Raw genomic sequence first — 20,125 nt, forward strand, 5'->3', positions numbered from 1 at the left:
AACTCGGCACCACATGTGCCGAATCAGTGTGTGTTGGATTCACTCTTTGTGGTGAATTCTCACCAGAGAACACTGAACATGACCCTTTCTATCAGCTCCTACACCTACCGACAGATGACCAATCTGACCACGGGTCAGGTCGCGTCCATGGTCACCGCAGACGTAGCGCAACTGAGTGCACGTCAGATTCAGGCTGTCACCAACACAAATTTGAAGGTTTTAGATGCTGGGCAAGTTCAAGCCCTGAGCCCTGAGCAGCTGAATGCGCTCAAGGCCAGCCAAATGGGGGCTTTGACCTCTACCCAACTCAACTCACTATCGTCAACCCAACTCGCTGGCATCAATGCCACACAAATTAGCTCGCTCAACAACCAAGTGATTGGCGGGCTGTCAACAAGCTTGGTCTCAAAAATGGGGGTTGCCCAGGTTCAAGCACTGTCCACCACTCAAATCATTGGGCTAATCGACCAACAACTCGGGGCCATGGGCATTGACAGCGTTCAGGGACTGAAAAGCGCACAAATTCGCGCCATTGAGACGCGTGACATGGGTGGCTTAGGCACCCAGCAAGTTGTGGCCTTGAGTGCCACCCAAGTCGCCGCTTTCTCAGCCGGTCAACTCACCGCCATGAGTACGGCACAAGTCAATGCCATCGAAGCCCAAGACTTGGCCTACATGAGTGGTTCTCAAATTTCCGCATGGAACGGCACCCAAGTGGCCGCCATGACAACAACCCAAGTGGCAGCCCTCAGCCCCCAACAAATCGGTGGATTAACAACAGCCGGCATCGCCGCCCTCACCACCGACCGCATCGCGGTGTTGTCAGATAACCAGGTCAAGGCCTTCAAGGTCAATCAACTCGTGGCTCTGAGCAGCGAGCAAGTGGGTGCCATTCAAGATGTGGCCTTGGCTGCCTTGTCTAAGAGCCAAATTTCGTCTATTCAAGCGGCCGACATGGCTGGCTTGCAAACTAGCCAAGTTGCCGCACTGACCGCCACTCAGGTCTTGGGCCTCACCAACAACCAACTGGCGACGTTCTCTGACGCTCAAGTGGCAGCCATTGAGCCGGCGGATTTGGCCATGCTCAACCTGTCGCAACTGGGTGCGATGTCGACAACCCAATTCCAAGCCTTGGAAACCGCCCAAGTGGCCGCCTTGGGCCTGAACCAAGTGCTTGGCATGGGCGCTGCCAAAGTCGGCAGTTTGCAAACTGAACAAGTGGCCGCGTTGACCCAAGACCAAATCAGCATGTTGGGCAAGCCTCAAATTGCAGCGCTGAGCAGCGATCAAGTCGGTGCACTGACCACCAACCAAGTCCAGAGCCTCAAGCCCTTGGTCATGGCCTCCTTGACTACAGATGCACTGGCTGGTTTAGACCAGGCACGCGTCGGTGCACTGGACGCCTTGCAAGTCGCTCAAATTTCCGTGGTTCAACTGGCCGCGGTGTCCACCGATCAAATTTCGTGGATTTCCACCGATGCAGTTGCAGCATTGACTGGCAATCAAATCAACGCTTTCAGCACGGACCAAGTCGCTGCCCTGACTACCAGTCAGGTACCCGTGCTGAAGCTGTCTCAGATCAGTCACCTTAACGCCGCCAAAATTGCAGCCATGGTTACCGATCAAGTGGCCGCCTTAACCAGCGAACAAGTCGGCAACTTGGCTGCCACTCAAATCGGTGCCCTGTCGAGCGATCATGTCGCGGTATTGAGTGTTGATCAATTGGGCGCTTTGCGCCAGCGTCAAGTGGCCGCCATCAGCACCACCGCCATCGCTGGATTTGACACCGCGCAAATTCAAGCACTTACTGCGACGCAAGTCAGTGCATTGACGGACAGCCAAGTCAGCAACTTGAACACCACGCAATTTGCTGCGATCGAGGCCGAAGATGTGATCAGCCTGACCGACAGCCAAATTCGCGCCTTGAGCTCTGAGCAAGTCGGCGCCATCACCAGCACACAACTGGCCGCCCTGACCCTGCGACAAGTCGCTACTCTTGAAACCCAAGATTTGGTGGGCTTGAGCACTGAAAACGTGGCGGGCCTGAGCAACGACCAAGTCAAAGCGCTGACCAAGTTCCAAATCAGCAATCTGACGACGGACCAAGTGGCTGTCATCGAGAACGAAGACATCGCCGTATTGATGAACAAGCAAATCACGGCTTTGACGTCCAATCAATTCAGCGCCTTGACCACGGACCAAGTCAGCAATTTGCAAGTCGCTCAAATGGTGGCGATCGATATTGAAGATTTGGCCGCTTTTGGCTCCGCTCAAGTGCAAACCTTGAGCCAAGACCAAATCACAGCGTTGTCGCTCAATCAAGTCCGTCACCTGACCACCGACTTTGTTTCGCAACTCACGACCGAACAAGTCGCTGGTTTGAACTTGGTCGATGTCGCTGCCTTGTCTGAAGCCCAATGGATGAGCTTGACCACCGACCAAGTCGCCGCGCTGACGGTCGATCAAATCCCGGCTATTCCTAAGAACAACATCGCCGCGATGACGACCAACCAAATTGGTGCCTTGAGCGCCGAGCACATGGTCGCCTTGGCAGGTCGTCAAATTGCGTCTTTGACCACCACACAAATGGAAGTGCTCAGCACGACCCAGCTGTCCGCCATTGAAGAAGCAGACATTCCAGCAATGAGTGCTGACCAACTCAACGCCTTGAACACCTCACAAGTCAGTGGCTTACGCGTTGAACAAATTGCCGTACTTACCGGTAAACAAATTAACCAGCTGGGTGTGGATCAGTTCTCGGCATTTGACGCCAACAAGATCACAGCGCTGACAGAGAAACAATTCCAGTACATCAACACCGACCAGCTGGCGTCGCTGACGTCGACCCAAACCGCCGCCATCGAAACCCAAGACTTGGCGGCCTTGAACGGACACCAAATTGCATCCATTCAACCCGACCAAGTGGCGTTGCTGTCGGACGAACAAATCGCTGGCATGCGTCGTGCGCAGTTCACCAGCTTGGGCTTGGAGCAAGTCGCTGCCTTGACGACTGGTCAAATTGCCGCGATTGAAACTGCAGATATCAGTGGCCTGAATGTGCGTCAAATGGAAATTTTGAGCACCAGCCAGTTTGGAGCCATCACGCCAGACCAAATGACGGCTTTGTCGATGACCCAAGTGGCCAACCTGACCGCAGAGCAAATTGGTGTCATGTCGGACGAGCAATTGCTGGCCATCGATGCGTTGGACATGAGCGCCATTTCTGCTGACCAGATTCGCGCCTTCAGCACACACCAAATTGCCACCTTGGAAACCGCACAAGTGGCAGCATTGCGCCCTGGCACGGTGGCGGCTTTTGACAATGCACAAACCAGAGCGCTGGACGCCGCACAAGTGGTGGCGTTGACCCAAAGTCAAGTGGCCAGCATCACCGATGACAACGTATCGGTCATGTTGACCGAACAAATCACAGCGATGGAAGATCGCGATGTGGCGGCCTTTACTGGCAGCCAAGTTGCCAGCCTGACCACGGCACAAATCAACGCCTTGGGCGACTCTCAGATTCAATCGATTGAACTGCGTGACGTGGTGTCCTTGAGCGAAGAACAAATTTCTTCCATGCAAGACGGCCAAGTGGTAGCACTTACAACCGCTCAGTACCAAGTCATGCTCAGCTCACAAGTTGCTGCGCTCACGACCGCGCACATGGCCGCACTGGAAACTGCCGATTTGCGCGTCTTTAATGCCAGCCAGATTCAAGTGCTGGATGTCAGCCAAGTCAATGCACTGTCGTCCGACCAAATGGGCGCCATGTTGACTTCACAAATCGCCAACTTGACTCTGACGCAAGTGGGTGGTCTGTCTGTCGACCTGCTCAGCACACTGGGCACACAGCAAGTCAACGCCCTCAGCAGCGACCAGCTCAATGTGTTGAACACCACCCAAGTTACCTCGTTAACGACGGTGCAAGTGCAAAAACTCTCGACTCAATTGTTGTCAACTTTGTTGGACGAGCAAGTCAATGCATTCTTGGACGAGCAAGTTCAGGCGCTCAACACCAGCAGCATTCAAGCCCTCACGACCTCACAAGTGTCAGCGCTCAGCGCAACGCAAATGCAAGCGATGTACACGCAGCAAATCAGTGCGCTAGAAACCGCCGATATGACGGTTTTGCGTGCAGAGCAAATCACCAGCTTGAGCACTGCACAAATCGCTGTACTGTCCACCGCTCAGTGGACGGCCTTGTCTGCCGACCAATTCTCGGCGCTGACTCTGGAGCAAATTCCGGCTATCCAAGCCGAAAAACTCAACACCTTGGGCGTCGACAAAGTCCAAGTGCTCAACGGCGACCAAGTAGCCGTGCTGACCACCGGACAACTGCAAGCCTTGACCACAGATCAATTTGTGGGTTTGCAAGACACCCAAATTCCATCGCTGACGCAGGGCCACATCCAAGCCCTGACAGACACCGAAATGTCGGTATTGACCTCGACGCAAATTGGTGCCATGTCTTTGCCACAGCTCGAGTACCTCAGTTCCAGCCAAGTGGCCTTGCTGTCGACAACCGCAGTCTCGAGCATGGATCCGACCCAATTGGCACAGGTCTCAACAGGCTGGTTCAAGGCCCTGACCACCACGCAACTGCCGACCCTCAGCTTGTCGCAAGTGGGTCAATTGCAAGACGTGCAAGTGGGCGCCTTGTCCACCACCCAGTTGGCGGCCTTGCAACCCACCCAATGGGCGCAAGTGTCCACGCCAGCGTTGCAGATCTTGTCAACCGCACAGACGTCCAGTCTGTCGACCAGCGTGATCCAAGCTTTGAGCAACGACCAAGTGTCGTCGTTGACGACCAACCAAGTCCAGAACCTGGCATTGAGCCAAGTTCAGTCCTTGTTGACCGGTCACATCAGTGCGATGGGCATCGAACAGATCGATGCATTGACCACCAGCCATGTGCAAGGCATGTCGTCAGACCAAATTCGTGCACTCACAGTGGACCAAGTGCCGGCCTTGTTGGATGCGCAAGTGGCTGTCTTGTCCACGGCACAAATTTCTGGTTTGCAAAACACGCAAGTCACAAGTTTGACGACCTCTCAAATTGTGGCCATGAGCAGCGACCAGCTCAAGTCGCTGAGCGAGACACAACTCAACGCGGTGACCGAAGAACAAATGGCAGTCATGGCCGGAGAGGATATTGCAGCCTTGAGTGCCGATCAAATCGTGTCGCTCAGCGCCGCACAGCTCACATCGATCAGCGCCAGCGCTGTGACCTCGGTGCGAACAGCCGCCTTGGAAGCCTTGAGCAACTCGCAAGTCAAAGCCTTTACCACCACGCAAATTGGGGCGATGACGAACGAACAGGTTCAAGCCTTCACAGGTACGCAAATCGCCGCCATGGATTGGGATCAAATTGCAGCCATCCAACCTGCCGCGATTACCGCGATGTCGGACATGCAAATTGGTTCGCTCACAGCGACACAGGCTGCCAGCATGACGGGCAACCAAATTGCTGCCATTGAAACGCAAGATTTGGTGGTGATGAGCAACTCGGCAGTACGCGCCTTGACGTCAGACCAGATCGTGGCGATGAGCAGCGACCAGATCAAGGAATTGACGGGCACACAAATTAGTGCTTTGACCTCTACACAAGTAGAGGCTTTTGAAGCTGACGACTTGGGAGCCATCACCGCTACGCAAGTGAGCAACCTGAGCATCACGCAACTGCAAGCCATTCCTGCCAATAAGATGCAGTACTTGAGCAACGCAGCCGTTGGCGCTTTGTCGGTCAGCCAAGTACAAAGTCTGAACCGCGAACAAATCATGGGCATCAGTGGTACTCAATTGGCCATCATGAGCAATGCGCAAATCTCTGGTTTCACCCCAGACCAAGTGACGGCCTTGAGCGCCTCTCAATTGGGTGCAGTGACCACCAGCCAGATTCGTGCTTTAACGATTGAGCAGATTGGATCGTTGATGGTCGAGCAAATCCCGAACATCAGCGAATACGCCATCGCCAACATGTTCGCCAGCCAATTGGCCGCCTTTGACGTGACGCAATTGACCTCATTCAATAGCAGCCAAAAAGCCATTTTGAGTTTGCCAGCCAACTCCGGCAAGCTCACGCTGATGAGTGCTGAGCAGCGTCAAGCGCTGGGTGTGGCTTAAGACACTAGGGCGTTGAAGCGCCATGCGTCTCAGGGAGATTTCGCGATTTGAGCCATGTCTTGAGCTTTTGCTCAAGACTGGCCACCATGGTGCGTGCCCCATGCTTGGCATCGGGTAGGTTCAATGCGTGGTTAAGCTTGCGCGCCCAATAACGCGTGCGTGACCTGCTGCTGGCCAAATGAATGGCCTGCGCTTGGTACTGCTCCAAATCGTCGCAGATCAAGCCATTGAGTCCCAGCGCGTGCAACATACTGGCAGCCATGCGAGACACCAAGGTTTTACCGCGTCGCGTCAAAAGGGGAACACCCGCGGCCAACACATCGCGTGCGGTTGAACCTGCGTTGTAGGGAAATGTATCAAGGTACAAGTCGACCAAGCGCAGCCGCTCGCAGTAGTGCACATACGATGTGCGCGACGCAAAAATCACCCGCTGCGCGTCCACGCCGTGACGCAAGACCTGCGCCTTGAGCGATGCCGTGGCGACAGGGTTATCGTCCAACAACCACAGCACCGTGTTGTCGGTATGAATCAGAATTTGCATCCAGGCTGAAAACATCTCGTTGTTAATTTTGTAGATGTTGTTGAAGCAACCCAGTACAAACGCGCGCTTCGGCAAACCCTCACTGACCCGCGTGCAAGCCTCAGTATTTAGCGGCCTTTGCACCGAGGCGGTGATCTCTAGGGGAATGAAACACCCATCCACGACCAAAGGCCGTTCGGCCATTAAAAGCTCTACCTGCTCGGGACAGGCTTGTGCATCCGTCACCACAAAATCCAACCAAGGCATAGCTGTGGTGCCCATGAAACCCAAATAGGTTCCCTGCAGCTGTGCAGGACGTGCCGCAAAAATGCCTGGCCGCGCGCCCAAGCTCAAGCCATGCAGGTCGATCAATACGTCGACTTCCAAGCTCAGAATCACCTGCACCGCCTCTGCATCACTGAGATGGTGAATCGGTACCCAGCGATGAAACGCCTGTTTCAAGCGTTGGCGGCATGCGCTGCCATCTTCAGGGCTGTGGTCAAACGCGATCACTTCAAAGCGGCGACGGTCATGCGCTTCAATCACCTCAGGCAACAGCAAACCCACGGCATGGGTGCACAAGTCGCCCGACACATAGCCAATGCGAATTTTTCGATGTTTGTAAGTCTGGGTCTTCGCAGGCAAATTCAGCAAACCACTGTATTTGCGTTGCACGATTTGCCGGGCAGCCAGCAACTGCAACGCAGGGTCGTCAAACAAGGCCAACATGGCCAAAGGCGAGGTGTGGCACAGCTGCATGTGCGGCGACAAGCCCGGCAAGTCTTGAAAAACGGGCCACTTGCATTGCTTCATGCGCAGAAACACCCAATGCTGCAGCACATCGGGCTGATCGGGCTGAAGCACCAAGCTTTGGGTCATGGCGTCTTCAGCTTCAGCGTAATTTTTCAGCGTTTCTTGCACTCGACCTACATGATTAAGCGTGGTGCGTTGCAAATTTTGAGCAGTCTCGCCCAAGGTGCCTGGCGCAGCGGCAACTTCTAGCCAGTGCTGCAAAGCCAAGTCGGTCAACCCTTGCCGCTCATACACCAGCCCTAAATTGACCTTGGCCAATGCAAAAGCAGGCACTAACTGGCAACACTCGGCGTAAACCGCCTGCGCGCCCTGCCAATCGGACTGTTCAAACAAGAGCACGCCCAAATTGAACAAGGCGATGTAACGGTCTAAACCTTGGTAGCCCTCCAGCCAATCTCGGTACATCTTGACGGCCAATGGTTGATGCCCAAGCGCACAGAGTTTTTCAACCTTTGGAATGAGGTCTTCCAACAAAGGGCGTCTAGCTGTGGCGGTCTCGGCATCGTGCATACCCGTTAGTTAGCGAGTTTCATGCCATTAAAAACACTCGAGACTGACGGAAAACCGTCAAATTAACTGGCAAGACTTTTGCTTATAGAGCTTTGAAATTTCAAATTTTGGGAACCATTCATGAATCAACTGGCTACTTACAACACTTTGCAGCAGATGCTGGACCACGCGGTCACCTTGCAGCAAGCTGGGGATGTGGCCTCATGCGCCACCCTGTTTGAAAAAGTATTAGAGATTGAGCCGGGCAACCCTGTGGCGCTGTACTCGATGGCAGCCGTCGAATCAGGCCGTGGCAATTACGCTGCGGCGCTGAACCACATCAAACCGGTGCTCATCAGCAACCCCAAGTTTGCGCTAGCCCACTACGCTTTTTCTATCATCTTGTTCAACCTAGGTGAGTTAGAAAATGCACGCATTTCGGCAGAAAACACCCTGCTGCTCGAACCCACCATGAGCGATGCCCAAGCGCATTTGCAAACTGTGAAGATGGCTATCGAGGCGGCACAAAAAACAACAGTGGCCCCCAGCCATGAAGTGATGACCCTCAACACCCAAGGCATTGCCCTGCAAGGCCAGGGTGACCATGCAGGCGCCATTGCCTTGTTTGAACAAACCTTAGGCCTTGCACCAGACAACTTCATGGGTTTGTACTCTTTGGGCGTGTCGCAATCGGCAGTAGGCCGAGCTGCAGAAGCCCTGCAAACCTTCACACGCGCCTGCGAAACATCGCCGCAAATGGCCATTGCTCACTTTGCGCGCGCCAAATCGTTGCAAGACCTAGGGCTGGCAGAAGCCGCCATTGCTTGCTACGACGATGCGATTGCCGTTGACCCCAAATACATGGAGGCCTACACCAACAAAGCCGCCGTATTGCAGGCCATCAACCGCCACCACGACGCCCTGCTGACCTTGGTCAAAGCTACTGACATTGACCCCAACCATGTACGCTCGCTCGAAGGCCAAGGGCAACTGCTAGGCCAGTACAAGCAATACACCTTGGGCACCAACGCCTTTAGACGCGCCCTAGAAGTCGACCCCGACTACGCCTACGGCGAAGGCCACCTGATCAGCGCACGCCAGAGCAACTGCGACTGGACCGACTTTGAAGCCAAGCGCGAACTCATTTTTGAAGGCATCCGTGCTGGCAAAAAAATGTGCGGCCCGCTGACCATCATGTCGCTCACCGACGATGCAGCCTTGGCACGCCAATGCATTGAAATTTATGCCGCAGACAAATACGGCCCATCCATGTACACGCTTTGGAATGGCGAAAAATACCAACACCGTCGCAAACGCGTAGCCTTTATTTCTGCCGACTTCAGAACCCACCCCGTAGGCTACCTGATGATTGGCATGCTGGAAAAGTTTGACAAAAAACACTTCGAAATTACCGGCGTCTTTACGGGCACCCCCGATGGCAGCGACTTGTGGAAACGCTACCGCTGCGCCTTTGACCACTATTTAGACGTGCAAGACAAACCAAGCCTTGAAGTGGCCAAACTGCTGCGCGCCATGGAAATTGACATCGCCATTGACCTGTCGGGCCACACCGAGGGTACGCGCTTAGAAATTTTGTCGCACCGCCCTGCCCCCGTGCAAATGACCTATTTGGGTTTTCCAGGCACCTTGGGCTTGCCCTTCATTGATTATTTAATTACCGACCCCGTGACAGTGCCGCCCGACATGCAGCAGCACTACCGCGAAAAGATTTTGTACTTGCCGCACTGCTATTTGCCGCGCGACGACTCGGTGGTTCCCGCCGACAAAGTACCCACCAAAGCGGAATGTGGTTTGCCTGAAGAAGGCGTGGTGTTTTGCAGTTTTAACCATGACTACAAAATCAACCCACCCATGTTCAAAGTGTGGATGGACTTGCTCAAAGCCGTGCCCGGCAGCGTGTTGTGGCTAATGAAACTCAACGACGGCGCCCATGCCAACCTCACGCAATCGGCCATCGCCCATGGTGTGGACCCAAGCCGTGTGGTTTACGCCACGCGCGTGCCATCGATTGAAGACCACTTAGCCCGTTACAAACTGGCCGATGTCTGCCTAGACACCTTTCCCTATAACGGCCACACCACCACCAGCGACGCGCTGCTGGCAGGCGTGCCTGTGGTGACGATGATGGGAAGTAGTTTTGCTTCTAGAGTGGCGGGGAGTTTGTTGAATGACCACCAACTCACAGGATATATCGCAAACGATTTCGATGAGTACTACTCAATTTGTATTGATGCGGTAAATGGGAAAAAAATTAACGGGTCAAAGGTGTTTAACACAAGTCGAATCACCAATGAATCGAAGCAGTGGTCTGAGTTGCTAAGCGCGCTGTAAGGAATAAAAAATGCTGAAAAGAGTCATTATTGGTGGGTCGTCTGAAATACCAGCATGGACAACCATGAATGCAGACCCCTCTACGAATCCAGATATTCTGTCAGATATTTGCGACTTGAGTCAAATTGAAGAAAACTCTGTCTCAGTTTTTTACATGAGTCACGTCTTCGAACATATTCCGTTATTCAAAGTAGAAAGCACTTTAAAGAAGCTATTTACCGCAATGACATCGAATAGCACACTGTACATATCAGTTCCAGATCTTTCAATACTAGGAAAGCAACTGGAGAGTCAACAATTAGGAATTCAGCAGAAAATTCATGTTCTGCGGATGATTTATGGCGGGCAAGTATCAGATTTTGATTTTCATTATTTTGGATACACTTTTGAAGTACTAAGTTTTTTTCTGCAAGCAGCTGGGTTTCATAACATACGCAAAGTAAAGTATTTTAATTTACATAAAGATACGAGTAATTTTTCGCCCTATTTTGACACCACAATTAGCTTAAACATCATTTGCCATAAATCATGAAAAATAACGCCCCAACAGTTATGGTGCTTTGGCATGCGAACCCGAACCCATTCGCCCCACCTTTACTCTCTACCAATCAAATTACTGGCGTACTGGATGAGCACAGTACCCAAGAATTCAATTATGGAACTCAAAAATTCTCATTCCCTAGAGGCGAATTTGATTTAGAAGCCCTGCTAAAAGAAAAGAATATCGACAAACCTGATTATCTATTTGTCTGCTTAGATTCAACAACACCCTATATTGCCCGTAATATTAAGAATGTTTGTGAAAATTCGTTTTTATGTTTAGGTGATAGCCATCACTTACCACAACCCATCACTCGACTGATCAACTACGCCTCAAACGAAAAATTTGGCGGACACATATTTACAAACAATGTACGACACGCACACTGGTTCAAGCACCGCTGTGATGCGGATCAGTATTTTGAGCCAGCGCTTTTCGCCCTAAATTTGGGCTCAAATTTAGATGATAACTTGAGACCAATAAATCACTCTAAGGAAACGCCGGTGTTTTATGGCCAGATGGGACAATTCCATCCGCGTCGAGGACGAATCATGCCCAATTTACTTCAGAAGAATTTAGTTCGGCATATTTCCGGTTCTCGAGAACAGCTTTCAACACAAATGAAACAATCGATGGCATGCATCAACGTGACATTGAATTCAGATCTTAATTCCCGTGTTTTTGAGATCGCTCAAACAGGTTGTTTGCAAATCGTGGATCAACTGTCCATTTTTAACGGTCATGGCTCTGTGTTGATTCCAGGACACAACTGTTTGACGTTTCAAACTGAAGCAGAGCTGCACGAGGTGCTCAGTGATGTGAATTACTTAAAGCAAATCGGCACTGTTTTGGGCGCTAATTTAAAACATGAGTTTGATCAATATTGGGGTATCGAGCGTATCAAAGATCGCTTATCTGCTTCAGTATTGAGTGATTCGGTTAAACTAAATCCCACTCCAAAAGAAACTGCTCGATTTAACAATTCCAACAAGAATGCAGATTTTGAAAATAGACTATTAGTCTATGAAAATTTACTCGAATTACACAGATCCAACGAGCGCATATCAATTTACATCGACTCAAATCATTCACATGAGTACATACAAGACTTAATCGATTTACCTCGGCTTGAATTCCCAGAAAAAGACATCTTCCTAGAAGACTCAAAATCTCTAAGAATATATATCAAAGAAAACAACTTAAAAACACCTGAGCTTTTTTTCGTCTCGTAAATAAAACGCAACATAGGAAATATCATGCCCATATTAACCGAATCAGAACTTAAAAATAAATATAATTTACCGAATTATCATGTCCCTTTTTTGCTAAAAGCAAATGAGCTGCTTGATTTTAGAAACAAGAAAGTTCTAGAGGTTGGCGGTAGCTTGCCTCGTGATTTAGTTATTGGAGAACTGCAAGCAAGCCAATGGGTAGGCATTGAACAACTAGACTACTGGCAAGAAATACAAGCAGCAAACCCTACAACGTCGACTCAATCTATACAATTTTCTAATTATGACTCAATAGGCAATTATCAAATTCTTACTGGCAGCATTGAGGACATACCACAATCATTTTATCAAGAATTCGATATAGTTTTTTCTATAGCTACTTTTGAGCACATTCATAAGCTTCCAGCGGCATTAGATCAAATGTACAAATGCCTAAAAGTAAATGGCAAACTTTTCTCATTATTCTCACCTATTTGGTCTGCACACGATGGCCATCATCTGCCTAATTCCTACACTGAAAATGGTGAAAAATTTAACTTTTCAAACAATCCTATTCCACCTTGGGGGCATTTATTAATGCGGCCAATGGAAATTTATGATTTATTAGTAAGTAAATTTGATAGGAAATTTGCCCAAGAGGTTGTTTACTATATTTTTCAGTCCAATCACATAAATCGATATTTCTTCAAAGATTATACAGATGTTATTGAGAGATCTAAATTTCAGAAGAAAGATATTCACCCACTTTTCCCGATGGAAATTCCAAATATGATTCAAGAGGCACTAATTAAAAAATATGGTGACCAAGATTTCTCCCACAATGGGATGCTTGCGTTGCTACATAAGTAATTTTTTGAATATTACTGAGAGCATCTTATGATTATTTCGCGTAGCCCTCTTCGACTGAGCCTTGGCGGAGGCGGTACAGACCTGCCCTCCTATTACCGCGAGCATGAAGGATTTCTAATTGCTGCAACCATTGACAAGTATGTATATGTCACAGTCATGCGGCCGTTCTCAAAAGGTATTTATCTCAAATACTCTCAAATTGAAAAGGCTAAACAAGTAGACGAAGTAAAGCATCCAATAATTCGCGAAACACTTAAACTACTTGAACTCAATACACCGCAAATCGAAATCACATCTCTGGCAGATATTCCTGCTGGTACAGGTTTAGGATCTTCAGGTAGTTTCACAACCGCTCTGCTGAAATCTCTATATGCACACAAACGGCAGCATCTACATCAAGAAGAGTTAGCTGCACTAGCTTGCGAAATTGAGATCAATCGACTTCAAGAGCCAATTGGTAAACAAGACCAATATGCCGCAGCATGTGGCGGAATCACGTGCTACACCTTCCATAAAGATGATAGGGTTACCACTGTGCCCTTAAAGATTAGCACCTCAACATTGTTTGAATTAGAAGATAACTTGTTGATTTTTTTCACAGGATTCTCTAGAAGCGCCGGTGGCATTTTGAATGACCAAAATACCAAAACATTGGTGAATGACAAGGACATGCTTGCTAATTTACATTATGTAAAAGAAATTGGTTATCGCAGTAAGGATGCTTTGGAATCAGGTAACACAGCCCTTTTTGGTGAGTTAATGCACGAACATTGGGAACATAAAAAAAGACGTTCTGGCGGAATGAGTAATTCTCAAATTGACGACTGGTACAAGTTGGCTATGCGCAATGGCGCCATTGGCGGGAAGCTAGTCGGCGCTGGTGGTGGTGGTTTTTTAATGTTTCTGGCAGATGACCGCACTAAGTTGCGTCAAGCCATGATGAATGCGGGTTTGGATGAAGTGCGATTCAAATTTGACTTTGAAGGCACAAAAATTGTTTTGACATCATGAAACTTCCCATTGCAATTCTTGCTGGTGGACTTGCTACGCGCATGATGCCTTTGACTCAATCTACTCCCAAAGCCTTGCTCAATGTGGCGGGTAAACCATTTATTCACTGGCAACTTGAATATTTGATGCAGCAAGGCGCCAAAGAAGTTGTACTCTGCGTTGGACATTTGGGCGAGCTTATTGAGGCGTCTGTAGGTGATGGAAGAGACTTTGGATTGAATGTAAGTTACTCGTTTGATGGATCGACATTGCTTGGTACGGGTGGTTCTATCAAACGCGCACTTCCATACCTGGATAAGGCTTTTATGATTTTATATGGCGACTCTTTTTTACCAATTGACTATAAATCTGTAGAGGCTGAATTCTTTAATCAAAATAAACCTGCGTTGATGACCATTTTAAAAAATGAAAATCGCTGGGATAAGAGTAATGTAATTTTCAAAAATCATGAACTCATTGAGTACAACAAATTAAAATGTCACTCAGACATGGATTACATTGATTATGGCTTGAGTATTATGAGTGCAAGCTGCATCAATGAATATTCTAAATCTGATGCATTTGATTTATCAGACCTTTACCATCATTTATCGGTGACCAAAAATCTTGCTGGCCTTGAAGTTAAAGATCGGTTCTTTGAAATCGGCTCGCAAATTGGTCTTGAAGAAACACAAAAATTTTTTGAACTGAAAGGTAAACCATGAGTTACGCAAAACAACACTTAAACGAAGCCATTGAGATCATTCAAAAGATTGATCAAGACTCAATTGAAAAGATGGCTTCCCTTTTGCATGATGTCAAATCTGATGGAGGACGAATTTTCTTTTTGGGGGTTGGCGGCAGTGCTGGTAATTGCTCCCATGCTGTCAATGATTTCCGAAAAATTGCTGGCATTGAATCTTATGCACCAACCGACAATGTTTCCGAATTAACAGCACGTACAAATGATGAAGGTTGGGCGACAGTTTTTGTTGAATGGCTTAAAACTAGCAAATTAAAACCTACTGATGTTCTATTTGTCCTTTCGGTCGGTGGTGGTAATTTAGATAAAAATATCAGTCCCAACTTGGTTGAAGCGCTCAAATATGCAAAAACAGTTGGCGCAAAAATCACTGGTATTGTTGGCCGAGATGGCGGCTACACAGCACAAGTTGCAAACGCATGCGTTGTAGTTCCTACCGTGAATCCAGACACCATCACACCACATTCAGAAGCTTTTCAAGCGGTGATTTGGCACTTGTTGGTATCTCACCCTAAACTCAAGGCCCATACTACAAAATGGGAATCGACTGTCAAATGAAAAATCGTGCGGTTTTTTTAGATCGTGATGGTGTAATTAATCGCGCCATCGTTCGCGATGGAAAGCCGTACCCACCTGCTTCTTTAGATGAATTAGAAATTCTGCATGGTGTGCCTGAAGCACTATATAAACTAAAGTCCGCAAATTACAAACTCATTGTGATCACCAACCAACCAGATGTCGCAAGAGGAACCATGAAGCGTGAAACCGTTGAATTGATTCACAAACATATGTTGAAAACTTTACCTATTGACAACATTCGAAGCTGTTTTCATGACAGCCAAGACAATTGCGACTGCAGAAAACCTAAAGCAGGCGCTATTTTGTCTGCTGCCATTGAATTTGAAATTGATTTAACGAATAGTTTCATGATCGGTGACCGCTGGCGTGATATTGAAGCAGGCCAGAGCGCGGGTTGTCATACCTTTTTTATTGACTATGGGTACCTTGAGACCCAACCATCATCACCTAACCACATTGTCAAGAGCCTCAACGAGGCAACAGATATTATTTTAAATTTCCAAAGGAGTTGATCATGAAGAAAATTAATGAATTGAAAGTAAAAATCTTTGCTGATGGCGCTGACAAGTCTGGCATGCTAGAAATGTATTCAAAGCCATTTATTCACGGATTGACCACCAACCCTACTTTAATGAAAAAAGCGGGAATTACAGATTACCGAGCTTTTTGTAAAGATATTCTCAACACAATTAACGATAAACCCTTATCTTTCGAAGTCTTTTCGGATGATTTCGCTGAAATGGAACGACAAGCACTTGAGATCGCAAGCTGGGGCGAAAATGTTTACGTCAAAATTCCAGTTACCAACACAAAGCAGCAGCCCTGCTATGAGTTGGTGCATAAACTATCAACCCAAGGCGTGAAAGTTAACGTCACTGCGATCATGACCTTGTCACAGGTTCGTGATGTCGTTTCTGCTTTAGATCCAAACGTACCTAGCTATGTTTCTGTCTTTGCAGGTCGAATTGCAGATACAGGACGCGATCCTTTGCCATTAATGGCCGCATCAGTAGAAATTTTAAAATTAGCGCCCGCCGCTGAACTCATTTGGGCAAGTCCAAGGGAATTATTAAATATCTATCATGCAGATCAAATTGGCTGCCACGTCATCACCGTCACGAATGATATTTTGAAAAAGATTGATCTGATTGACTATGATCTTGATACTTATTCATTGGATACAGTCAAAATGTTTTATGCTGATGCCTTAGCGGCCAATTTCTCACTTTAATTTTGGTGTTTTTCGAGGGCCGCTTAGCGAGCAAATTGTTTGACATGTGGACATGTAACCAAGTCAACTACAGTTTATAAATCAATTCGAAAGATTTTAATCATGACCATTGCTAAGAAGGTAGCCCTCATCACCGGCATCACCGGCCAAGACGGCTCCTACCTCGCCGAGTTCCTTTTAGAAAAAGGCTACATCGTTCATGGCATCAAGCGTCGTGCATCGTTGTTCAATACCGATCGTATTGACCACATCTACCAAGACCCGCATGCCAACAACAAAAACCTGCATCTGCACTACGGTGATTTGTCGGACAGTAGCAACCTCACCCGCATCATTCAACAGGTGCAGCCTGACGAGATTTACAACCTAGGCGCTCAAAGCCATGTGGCGGTGTCGTTTGAGGCCCCCGAATACACCGCCGATGTGGACGGCATGGGCACGCTGCGTTTGCTCGAAGCCATTCGCTTTTTGGGGTTAGAAAAGAAAACACGCTTTTACCAAGCCTCCACCTCTGAGCTGTATGGCTTGGTGCAAGAAAAGCCGCAAAGGGAAACCACCCCCTTCTACCCACGCAGCCCTTATGCGGTGGCCAAGCTCTATGCCTACTGGATCACGGTGAACTACCGCGAGGCCTATGGCATGTATGCCTGCAACGGTATTTTGTTTAACCACGAGAGCCCGCGCCGTGGCGAAACGTTTGTGACCCGCAAAATTACCCGCGGCATGGCCAATATTGCGCAGGGCCTAGACAGTTGCCTTTACATGGGCAATATGGACGCGCTGCGCGACTGGGGCCATGCCAAAGATTATGTGCGCATGCAATGGATGATGTTGCAGCAAGACACACCCCAAGACTACGTCATTGCCACCGGTGTTCAATATTCGGTGCGTCAGTTCATTACAAAAACTGCGACTGAATTGGGCGTCACCCTCGCCTTTAAAGGCGAAGGCGTGAACGAAGTCGCCACCGTGGCCAAGATTGAAGGCTCCGACGCGCCAGGTTTGACTGTGGGTCAAGTGGTAGTGCGGGTTGACCCCCGCTACTTCCGTCCGACCGAGGTGGAAACCCTTCAGGGTGACCCGAGCAAAGCCAAGGCTGACCTAGGCTGGGTGCCAGAAATTACGCTCGATGAGATGGTCAAAGAGATGGTAGCCAACGACTTGAGCAAAGCCAAACAGCATGCCTTGCTCAAGAAACACGGTTTCAACGTATCTGTAGGCATTGAGCACTAAGCCATGAACTTGGATGCCAAGATTTATGTAGCCGGCCACCGTGGGATGGTGGGCTCAGCCATCGTGCGCCGCTTGCAGGCGGATGGTTACCAACACATCATCACCCGCACGCACGCCGAGCTAGACCTGACGCGGCAAGTAGAGGTGGAGGCTTTTCTCAAAACCGAAAAGCCCGACTACCTGTTTATCGCGGCAGCCAAGGTAGGCGGCATTCACGCCAACAACACTTACCGCGCCGACTTCATCTACCAAAACCTGATGATGGAGGCCAACCTGATTCAGGGGGCGTATGCGGCAGGCATCAATGACCTGATGTTTTTGGGCTCTAGCTGCATTTACCCACGCGACTGCCCGCAGCCGATCAAAGAAGAATATTTGTTGACGGGGCCTTTAGAGCAAACCAACGAGCCCTATGCCTTGGCCAAGATTGCAGGCATCAAGCTGTGCGAGAGCTTCAACGCCCAATATGGCACGCGCTACACCAGCGTGATGCCGACCAACCTCTACGGCCCCGGCGACAACTACGACCTGCAAAACAGCCATGTGTTGCCCGCGCTGATTCGCAAAGCGCACGAAGCCAAGCTGCGCGGTGACGCCGAATATGTGGTGTGGGGCAGCGGGAACCCCATGCGCGAGTTTTTGTATGTGGACGATTTGGCCGACGCCTGCGTGCAACTGATGACAGCGGGCTACCACGGCCCCTTGCTCAACATTGGCACGGGCGTGGATGTGACCATCCGCGAACTGGCCGAGCAGGTGATGCAGGTGGTGGGCTTTGAGGGCCGCATTGTGTTTGACAGCGCCAAGCCCGACGGCACGCCGCGCAAGTTGCTAGACGTGTCAGCCGCCGCCGCTCAGGGATGGCGAGCCAAGGTGGCGTTGGCTGATGGCATCAAGTTAGCCTATCAAGATTTTTTGAAAAACCACGCTCAAGCATAAGGCACTGTATGACGGTTCCGAGATTAGTTCCAGTGGTGTTGTCTGGTGGAAGCGGCTCGCGCTTGTGGCCACTTTCTCGCTCATTGCGCCCCAAACAATTCTTAGGCGTGACCGAAGACGCGTCACTGTTTCAGCTGACATTGCAGCGCTTGCAAGGCATTACTGCCGACGTGATGCGCCCCATCGTGGTGGCCAACAACGACCATCGCTTTTTGGTGGGCGAGCAGTGCCGCGAGGCGGGGGTGACGCCGCACAGCATCTTGCTAGAGCCTGTGGCGCGTAACACGGCGCCAGCCATCGCGGTGGCGGCGTTGGCGGCCCTGGCCACTGGGGCCGACCCCGTGCTGCTGGTGCTGCCGTCGGACCACACGTTTGCCGATGTGCCTGCGTTTCACCACGCGGTGCGGGTGGGGCTGAAGGCGGCAGAGGCGGGCGCGCTGGTGACGTTTGGCATTGTGCCCACGCACCCCGAGACGGGTTATGGCTACGTCAAAGCCAGTTTGCCGTTGGATGCGAATGCAGCTGTGCCGGTGCAGCAGTTTGTCGAGAAGCCCGATCTCGCCACGGCGCAGGCCTACTTGAAAGACGGCAGCTACACCTGGAACAGCGGCATGTTCATGTTCAGGGCGTCGGTGTTTTTAGAGGAGTTGGGCGAGGCCAACCCCGCCATGCTGCAAGCCTGCCTAGGCGCATGGAACAACGCACAGAAAGACCTTGAGTTTGTGCGCTTGGACAAAGAAGCGTTTGCCAGCAGCCCCAGCGACAGCGTGGACTACGCGGTGATGGAGAAAACCAGCAAAGCCGTGGTTGTGCCGCTAGATGCAGGCTGGAACGATGTGGGCGCATGGTCTGCTGTGTGGCAGGTGTTGCCGCAAGACGCCCAAGGCAACGCCACGCGGGGCGATGTGCTCTTGGAAGGTGCCAAGAACAGCTACGTGCATGCCGACAGCCGCTTGGTCGCGCTGATTGGCGTGGAAGATTTGGTGGTGGTCGAAACCTCAGACGCGGTGCTGGTGGCCCACAAAGACAAAGCGCAAGACGTGAAGAAAGTGGTGGACCGCCTGAAAGCGCAAAAGCGCCCCGAGGTAGACCAACACCGCGAGGTGTTCAGACCGTGGGGCAGCTACGACAGCGTAGATAGCGGTGGGCGTTTTCAGGTCAAGCGCATCAAGGTGAAGCCAGGCGCGAAGTTGTCGCTGCAAATGCACCACCACCGCGCCGAGCATTGGGTGGTGGTGTCGGGCACGGCGCTGGTGCGCTTGGGCGAAGAGACCAAGCTGGTGACAGAAAACGAATCGGTCTACATCCCCGTGGGCATGACGCACGCGCTAGAAAACCCAGGCAAAGTGCCGCTGCATTTGATCGAGGTGCAGTCGGGTTCGTACCTGGGTGAGGACGACATTGTGCGGTTTGAAGATTTGTATGGGCGCATCTAAACGCTGCAAACAAACGCCCTCACTTTTCAATC

14 protein-coding genes are annotated in these 20,125 nt (G+C 50.1%); 13 read left to right on the forward strand and 1 reads right to left on the reverse strand.

The features are described 5' to 3' along the window. Positions 1 to 78: 78 nt before the first annotated feature. On the forward strand, positions 79 to 6,126 hold the full coding sequence (locus tag C5F52_RS18540; protein ID WP_146100117.1) for a hypothetical protein: 6,048 nt from the start codon (positions 79 to 81) through the stop codon (positions 6,124 to 6,126). Positions 6,127 to 6,130: 4 nt separating this feature from the next. Here C5F52_RS18540 and C5F52_RS18545 read toward each other — a convergent pair whose 3' ends face one another. Further along, a complete protein-coding gene (locus C5F52_RS18545) occupies positions 6,131 to 7,969 on the reverse strand; it encodes an acetylglucosamine transferase (protein WP_104799842.1) in 1,839 nt (612 codons plus the stop codon). Positions 7,970 to 8,089: 120 nt separating this feature from the next. On the opposite strand from C5F52_RS18545, the gene C5F52_RS18550 reads away from it, so the two are divergent. The 12 genes from C5F52_RS18550 to C5F52_RS18605 all read left to right on the forward strand — a co-directional run bounded on the left by C5F52_RS18550 (position 8,090) and on the right by C5F52_RS18605 (position 20,093). Then, positions 8,090 to 10,300, forward strand: coding sequence for a tetratricopeptide repeat protein (locus C5F52_RS18550; RefSeq protein ID WP_104799843.1), 2,211 nt, complete (start codon positions 8,090 to 8,092; stop codon positions 10,298 to 10,300). A 10-nt stretch (positions 10,301 to 10,310) separates the two neighbouring features. Continuing rightward, on the forward strand, positions 10,311 to 10,832 hold the full coding sequence (locus C5F52_RS18555) for a hypothetical protein (protein ID WP_146100118.1): 522 nt from the start codon (positions 10,311 to 10,313) through the stop codon (positions 10,830 to 10,832). Next, on the forward strand, positions 10,829 to 12,073 hold the full coding sequence (locus C5F52_RS29735) for a glycosyltransferase (RefSeq protein ID WP_146100119.1): 1,245 nt from the start codon (positions 10,829 to 10,831) through the stop codon (positions 12,071 to 12,073). Before C5F52_RS18555 ends, C5F52_RS29735 begins: the two co-directional genes overlap by 4 nt. Before the next feature lie 24 nt (positions 12,074 to 12,097). After that, positions 12,098 to 12,922, forward strand: a complete 825-nt coding sequence (locus tag C5F52_RS18565) for a methyltransferase domain-containing protein (protein ID WP_104799846.1) — start codon at positions 12,098 to 12,100, stop codon at positions 12,920 to 12,922. A 27-nt stretch (positions 12,923 to 12,949) separates the two neighbouring features. Further along, positions 12,950 to 13,933 carry a galactokinase gene (locus C5F52_RS18570; RefSeq protein ID WP_104799847.1) on the forward strand — a complete coding sequence of 328 codons (984 nt, stop codon included), beginning with the start codon at positions 12,950 to 12,952 and terminating at the stop codon, positions 13,931 to 13,933. Further along, on the forward strand, positions 13,930 to 14,637 hold the full coding sequence (locus tag C5F52_RS18575) for a sugar phosphate nucleotidyltransferase (RefSeq protein WP_104799848.1): 708 nt from the start codon (positions 13,930 to 13,932) through the stop codon (positions 14,635 to 14,637). Before C5F52_RS18570 ends, C5F52_RS18575 begins: the two co-directional genes overlap by 4 nt. Further along, positions 14,634 to 15,233: an SIS domain-containing protein gene (locus C5F52_RS18580; protein WP_104799849.1), complete on the forward strand. Its 600-nt coding sequence runs from the start codon at positions 14,634 to 14,636 to the stop codon at positions 15,231 to 15,233. The genes C5F52_RS18575 and C5F52_RS18580 overlap by 4 nt, the downstream gene beginning before the upstream one ends. Beyond that, positions 15,230 to 15,766 (forward strand): HAD-IIIA family hydrolase, encoded by a 537-nt coding sequence (locus C5F52_RS18585; RefSeq protein ID WP_104799850.1) that lies wholly within the window; start codon positions 15,230 to 15,232, stop codon positions 15,764 to 15,766. The genes C5F52_RS18580 and C5F52_RS18585 overlap by 4 nt, the downstream gene beginning before the upstream one ends. Before the next feature lie 2 nt (positions 15,767 to 15,768). Continuing rightward, entirely contained in the window at positions 15,769 to 16,485 is a 717-nt protein-coding gene (locus tag C5F52_RS18590; protein ID WP_104799851.1) for a transaldolase, read from the forward strand. A gap of 102 nt (positions 16,486 to 16,587) precedes the next feature. Further along, positions 16,588 to 17,718 carry a GDP-mannose 4,6-dehydratase gene (gmd, locus tag C5F52_RS18595; RefSeq protein ID WP_104799852.1) on the forward strand — a complete coding sequence of 377 codons (1,131 nt, stop codon included), beginning with the start codon at positions 16,588 to 16,590 and terminating at the stop codon, positions 17,716 to 17,718. Between the two features lie 3 nt (positions 17,719 to 17,721). Beyond that, positions 17,722 to 18,657 carry a GDP-L-fucose synthase gene (locus C5F52_RS18600; protein ID WP_104799853.1) on the forward strand — a complete coding sequence of 312 codons (936 nt, stop codon included), beginning with the start codon at positions 17,722 to 17,724 and terminating at the stop codon, positions 18,655 to 18,657. Between the two features lie 8 nt (positions 18,658 to 18,665). Beyond that, positions 18,666 to 20,093: a mannose-1-phosphate guanylyltransferase/mannose-6-phosphate isomerase gene (locus C5F52_RS18605; protein WP_104799854.1), complete on the forward strand. Its 1,428-nt coding sequence runs from the start codon at positions 18,666 to 18,668 to the stop codon at positions 20,091 to 20,093. Positions 20,094 to 20,125: the final 32 nt, after the last annotated feature.

Source organism: Limnohabitans sp. TS-CS-82 (assembly GCF_002943475.1).

Excerpts from the sequence above, each read along its gene's own strand:
- C5F52_RS18545 (WP_104799842.1), bottom strand. The coding sequence starts at position 7,969 with ATGCACGATGCCGAGACCGCCACAGCTAGACGCCCTTTGTTGGAAGAC.
- gmd (WP_104799852.1), top strand. The coding sequence starts at position 16,588 with ATGACCATTGCTAAGAAGGTAGCCCTCATCACCGGCATCACCGGCCAA.
- C5F52_RS18585 (WP_104799850.1), top strand. The coding sequence starts at position 15,230 with ATGAAAAATCGTGCGGTTTTTTTAGATCGTGATGGTGTAATTAATCGC.
- C5F52_RS29735 (WP_146100119.1), top strand. The coding sequence starts at position 10,829 with ATGAAAAATAACGCCCCAACAGTTATGGTGCTTTGGCATGCGAACCCG.
- C5F52_RS18575 (WP_104799848.1), top strand. The coding sequence starts at position 13,930 with ATGAAACTTCCCATTGCAATTCTTGCTGGTGGACTTGCTACGCGCATG.
- C5F52_RS18600 (WP_104799853.1), top strand. The coding sequence starts at position 17,722 with ATGAACTTGGATGCCAAGATTTATGTAGCCGGCCACCGTGGGATGGTG.
- C5F52_RS18570 (WP_104799847.1), top strand. The coding sequence starts at position 12,950 with ATGATTATTTCGCGTAGCCCTCTTCGACTGAGCCTTGGCGGAGGCGGT.
- C5F52_RS18590 (WP_104799851.1), top strand. The coding sequence starts at position 15,769 with ATGAAGAAAATTAATGAATTGAAAGTAAAAATCTTTGCTGATGGCGCT.
- C5F52_RS18565 (WP_104799846.1), top strand. The coding sequence starts at position 12,098 with ATGCCCATATTAACCGAATCAGAACTTAAAAATAAATATAATTTACCG.
- C5F52_RS18580 (WP_104799849.1), top strand. The coding sequence starts at position 14,634 with ATGAGTTACGCAAAACAACACTTAAACGAAGCCATTGAGATCATTCAA.
- C5F52_RS18555 (WP_146100118.1), top strand. The coding sequence starts at position 10,311 with ATGCTGAAAAGAGTCATTATTGGTGGGTCGTCTGAAATACCAGCATGG.
- C5F52_RS18540 (WP_146100117.1), top strand. The coding sequence starts at position 79 with ATGACCCTTTCTATCAGCTCCTACACCTACCGACAGATGACCAATCTG.
- C5F52_RS18605 (WP_104799854.1), top strand. The coding sequence starts at position 18,666 with ATGACGGTTCCGAGATTAGTTCCAGTGGTGTTGTCTGGTGGAAGCGGC.
- C5F52_RS18550 (WP_104799843.1), top strand. The coding sequence starts at position 8,090 with ATGAATCAACTGGCTACTTACAACACTTTGCAGCAGATGCTGGACCAC.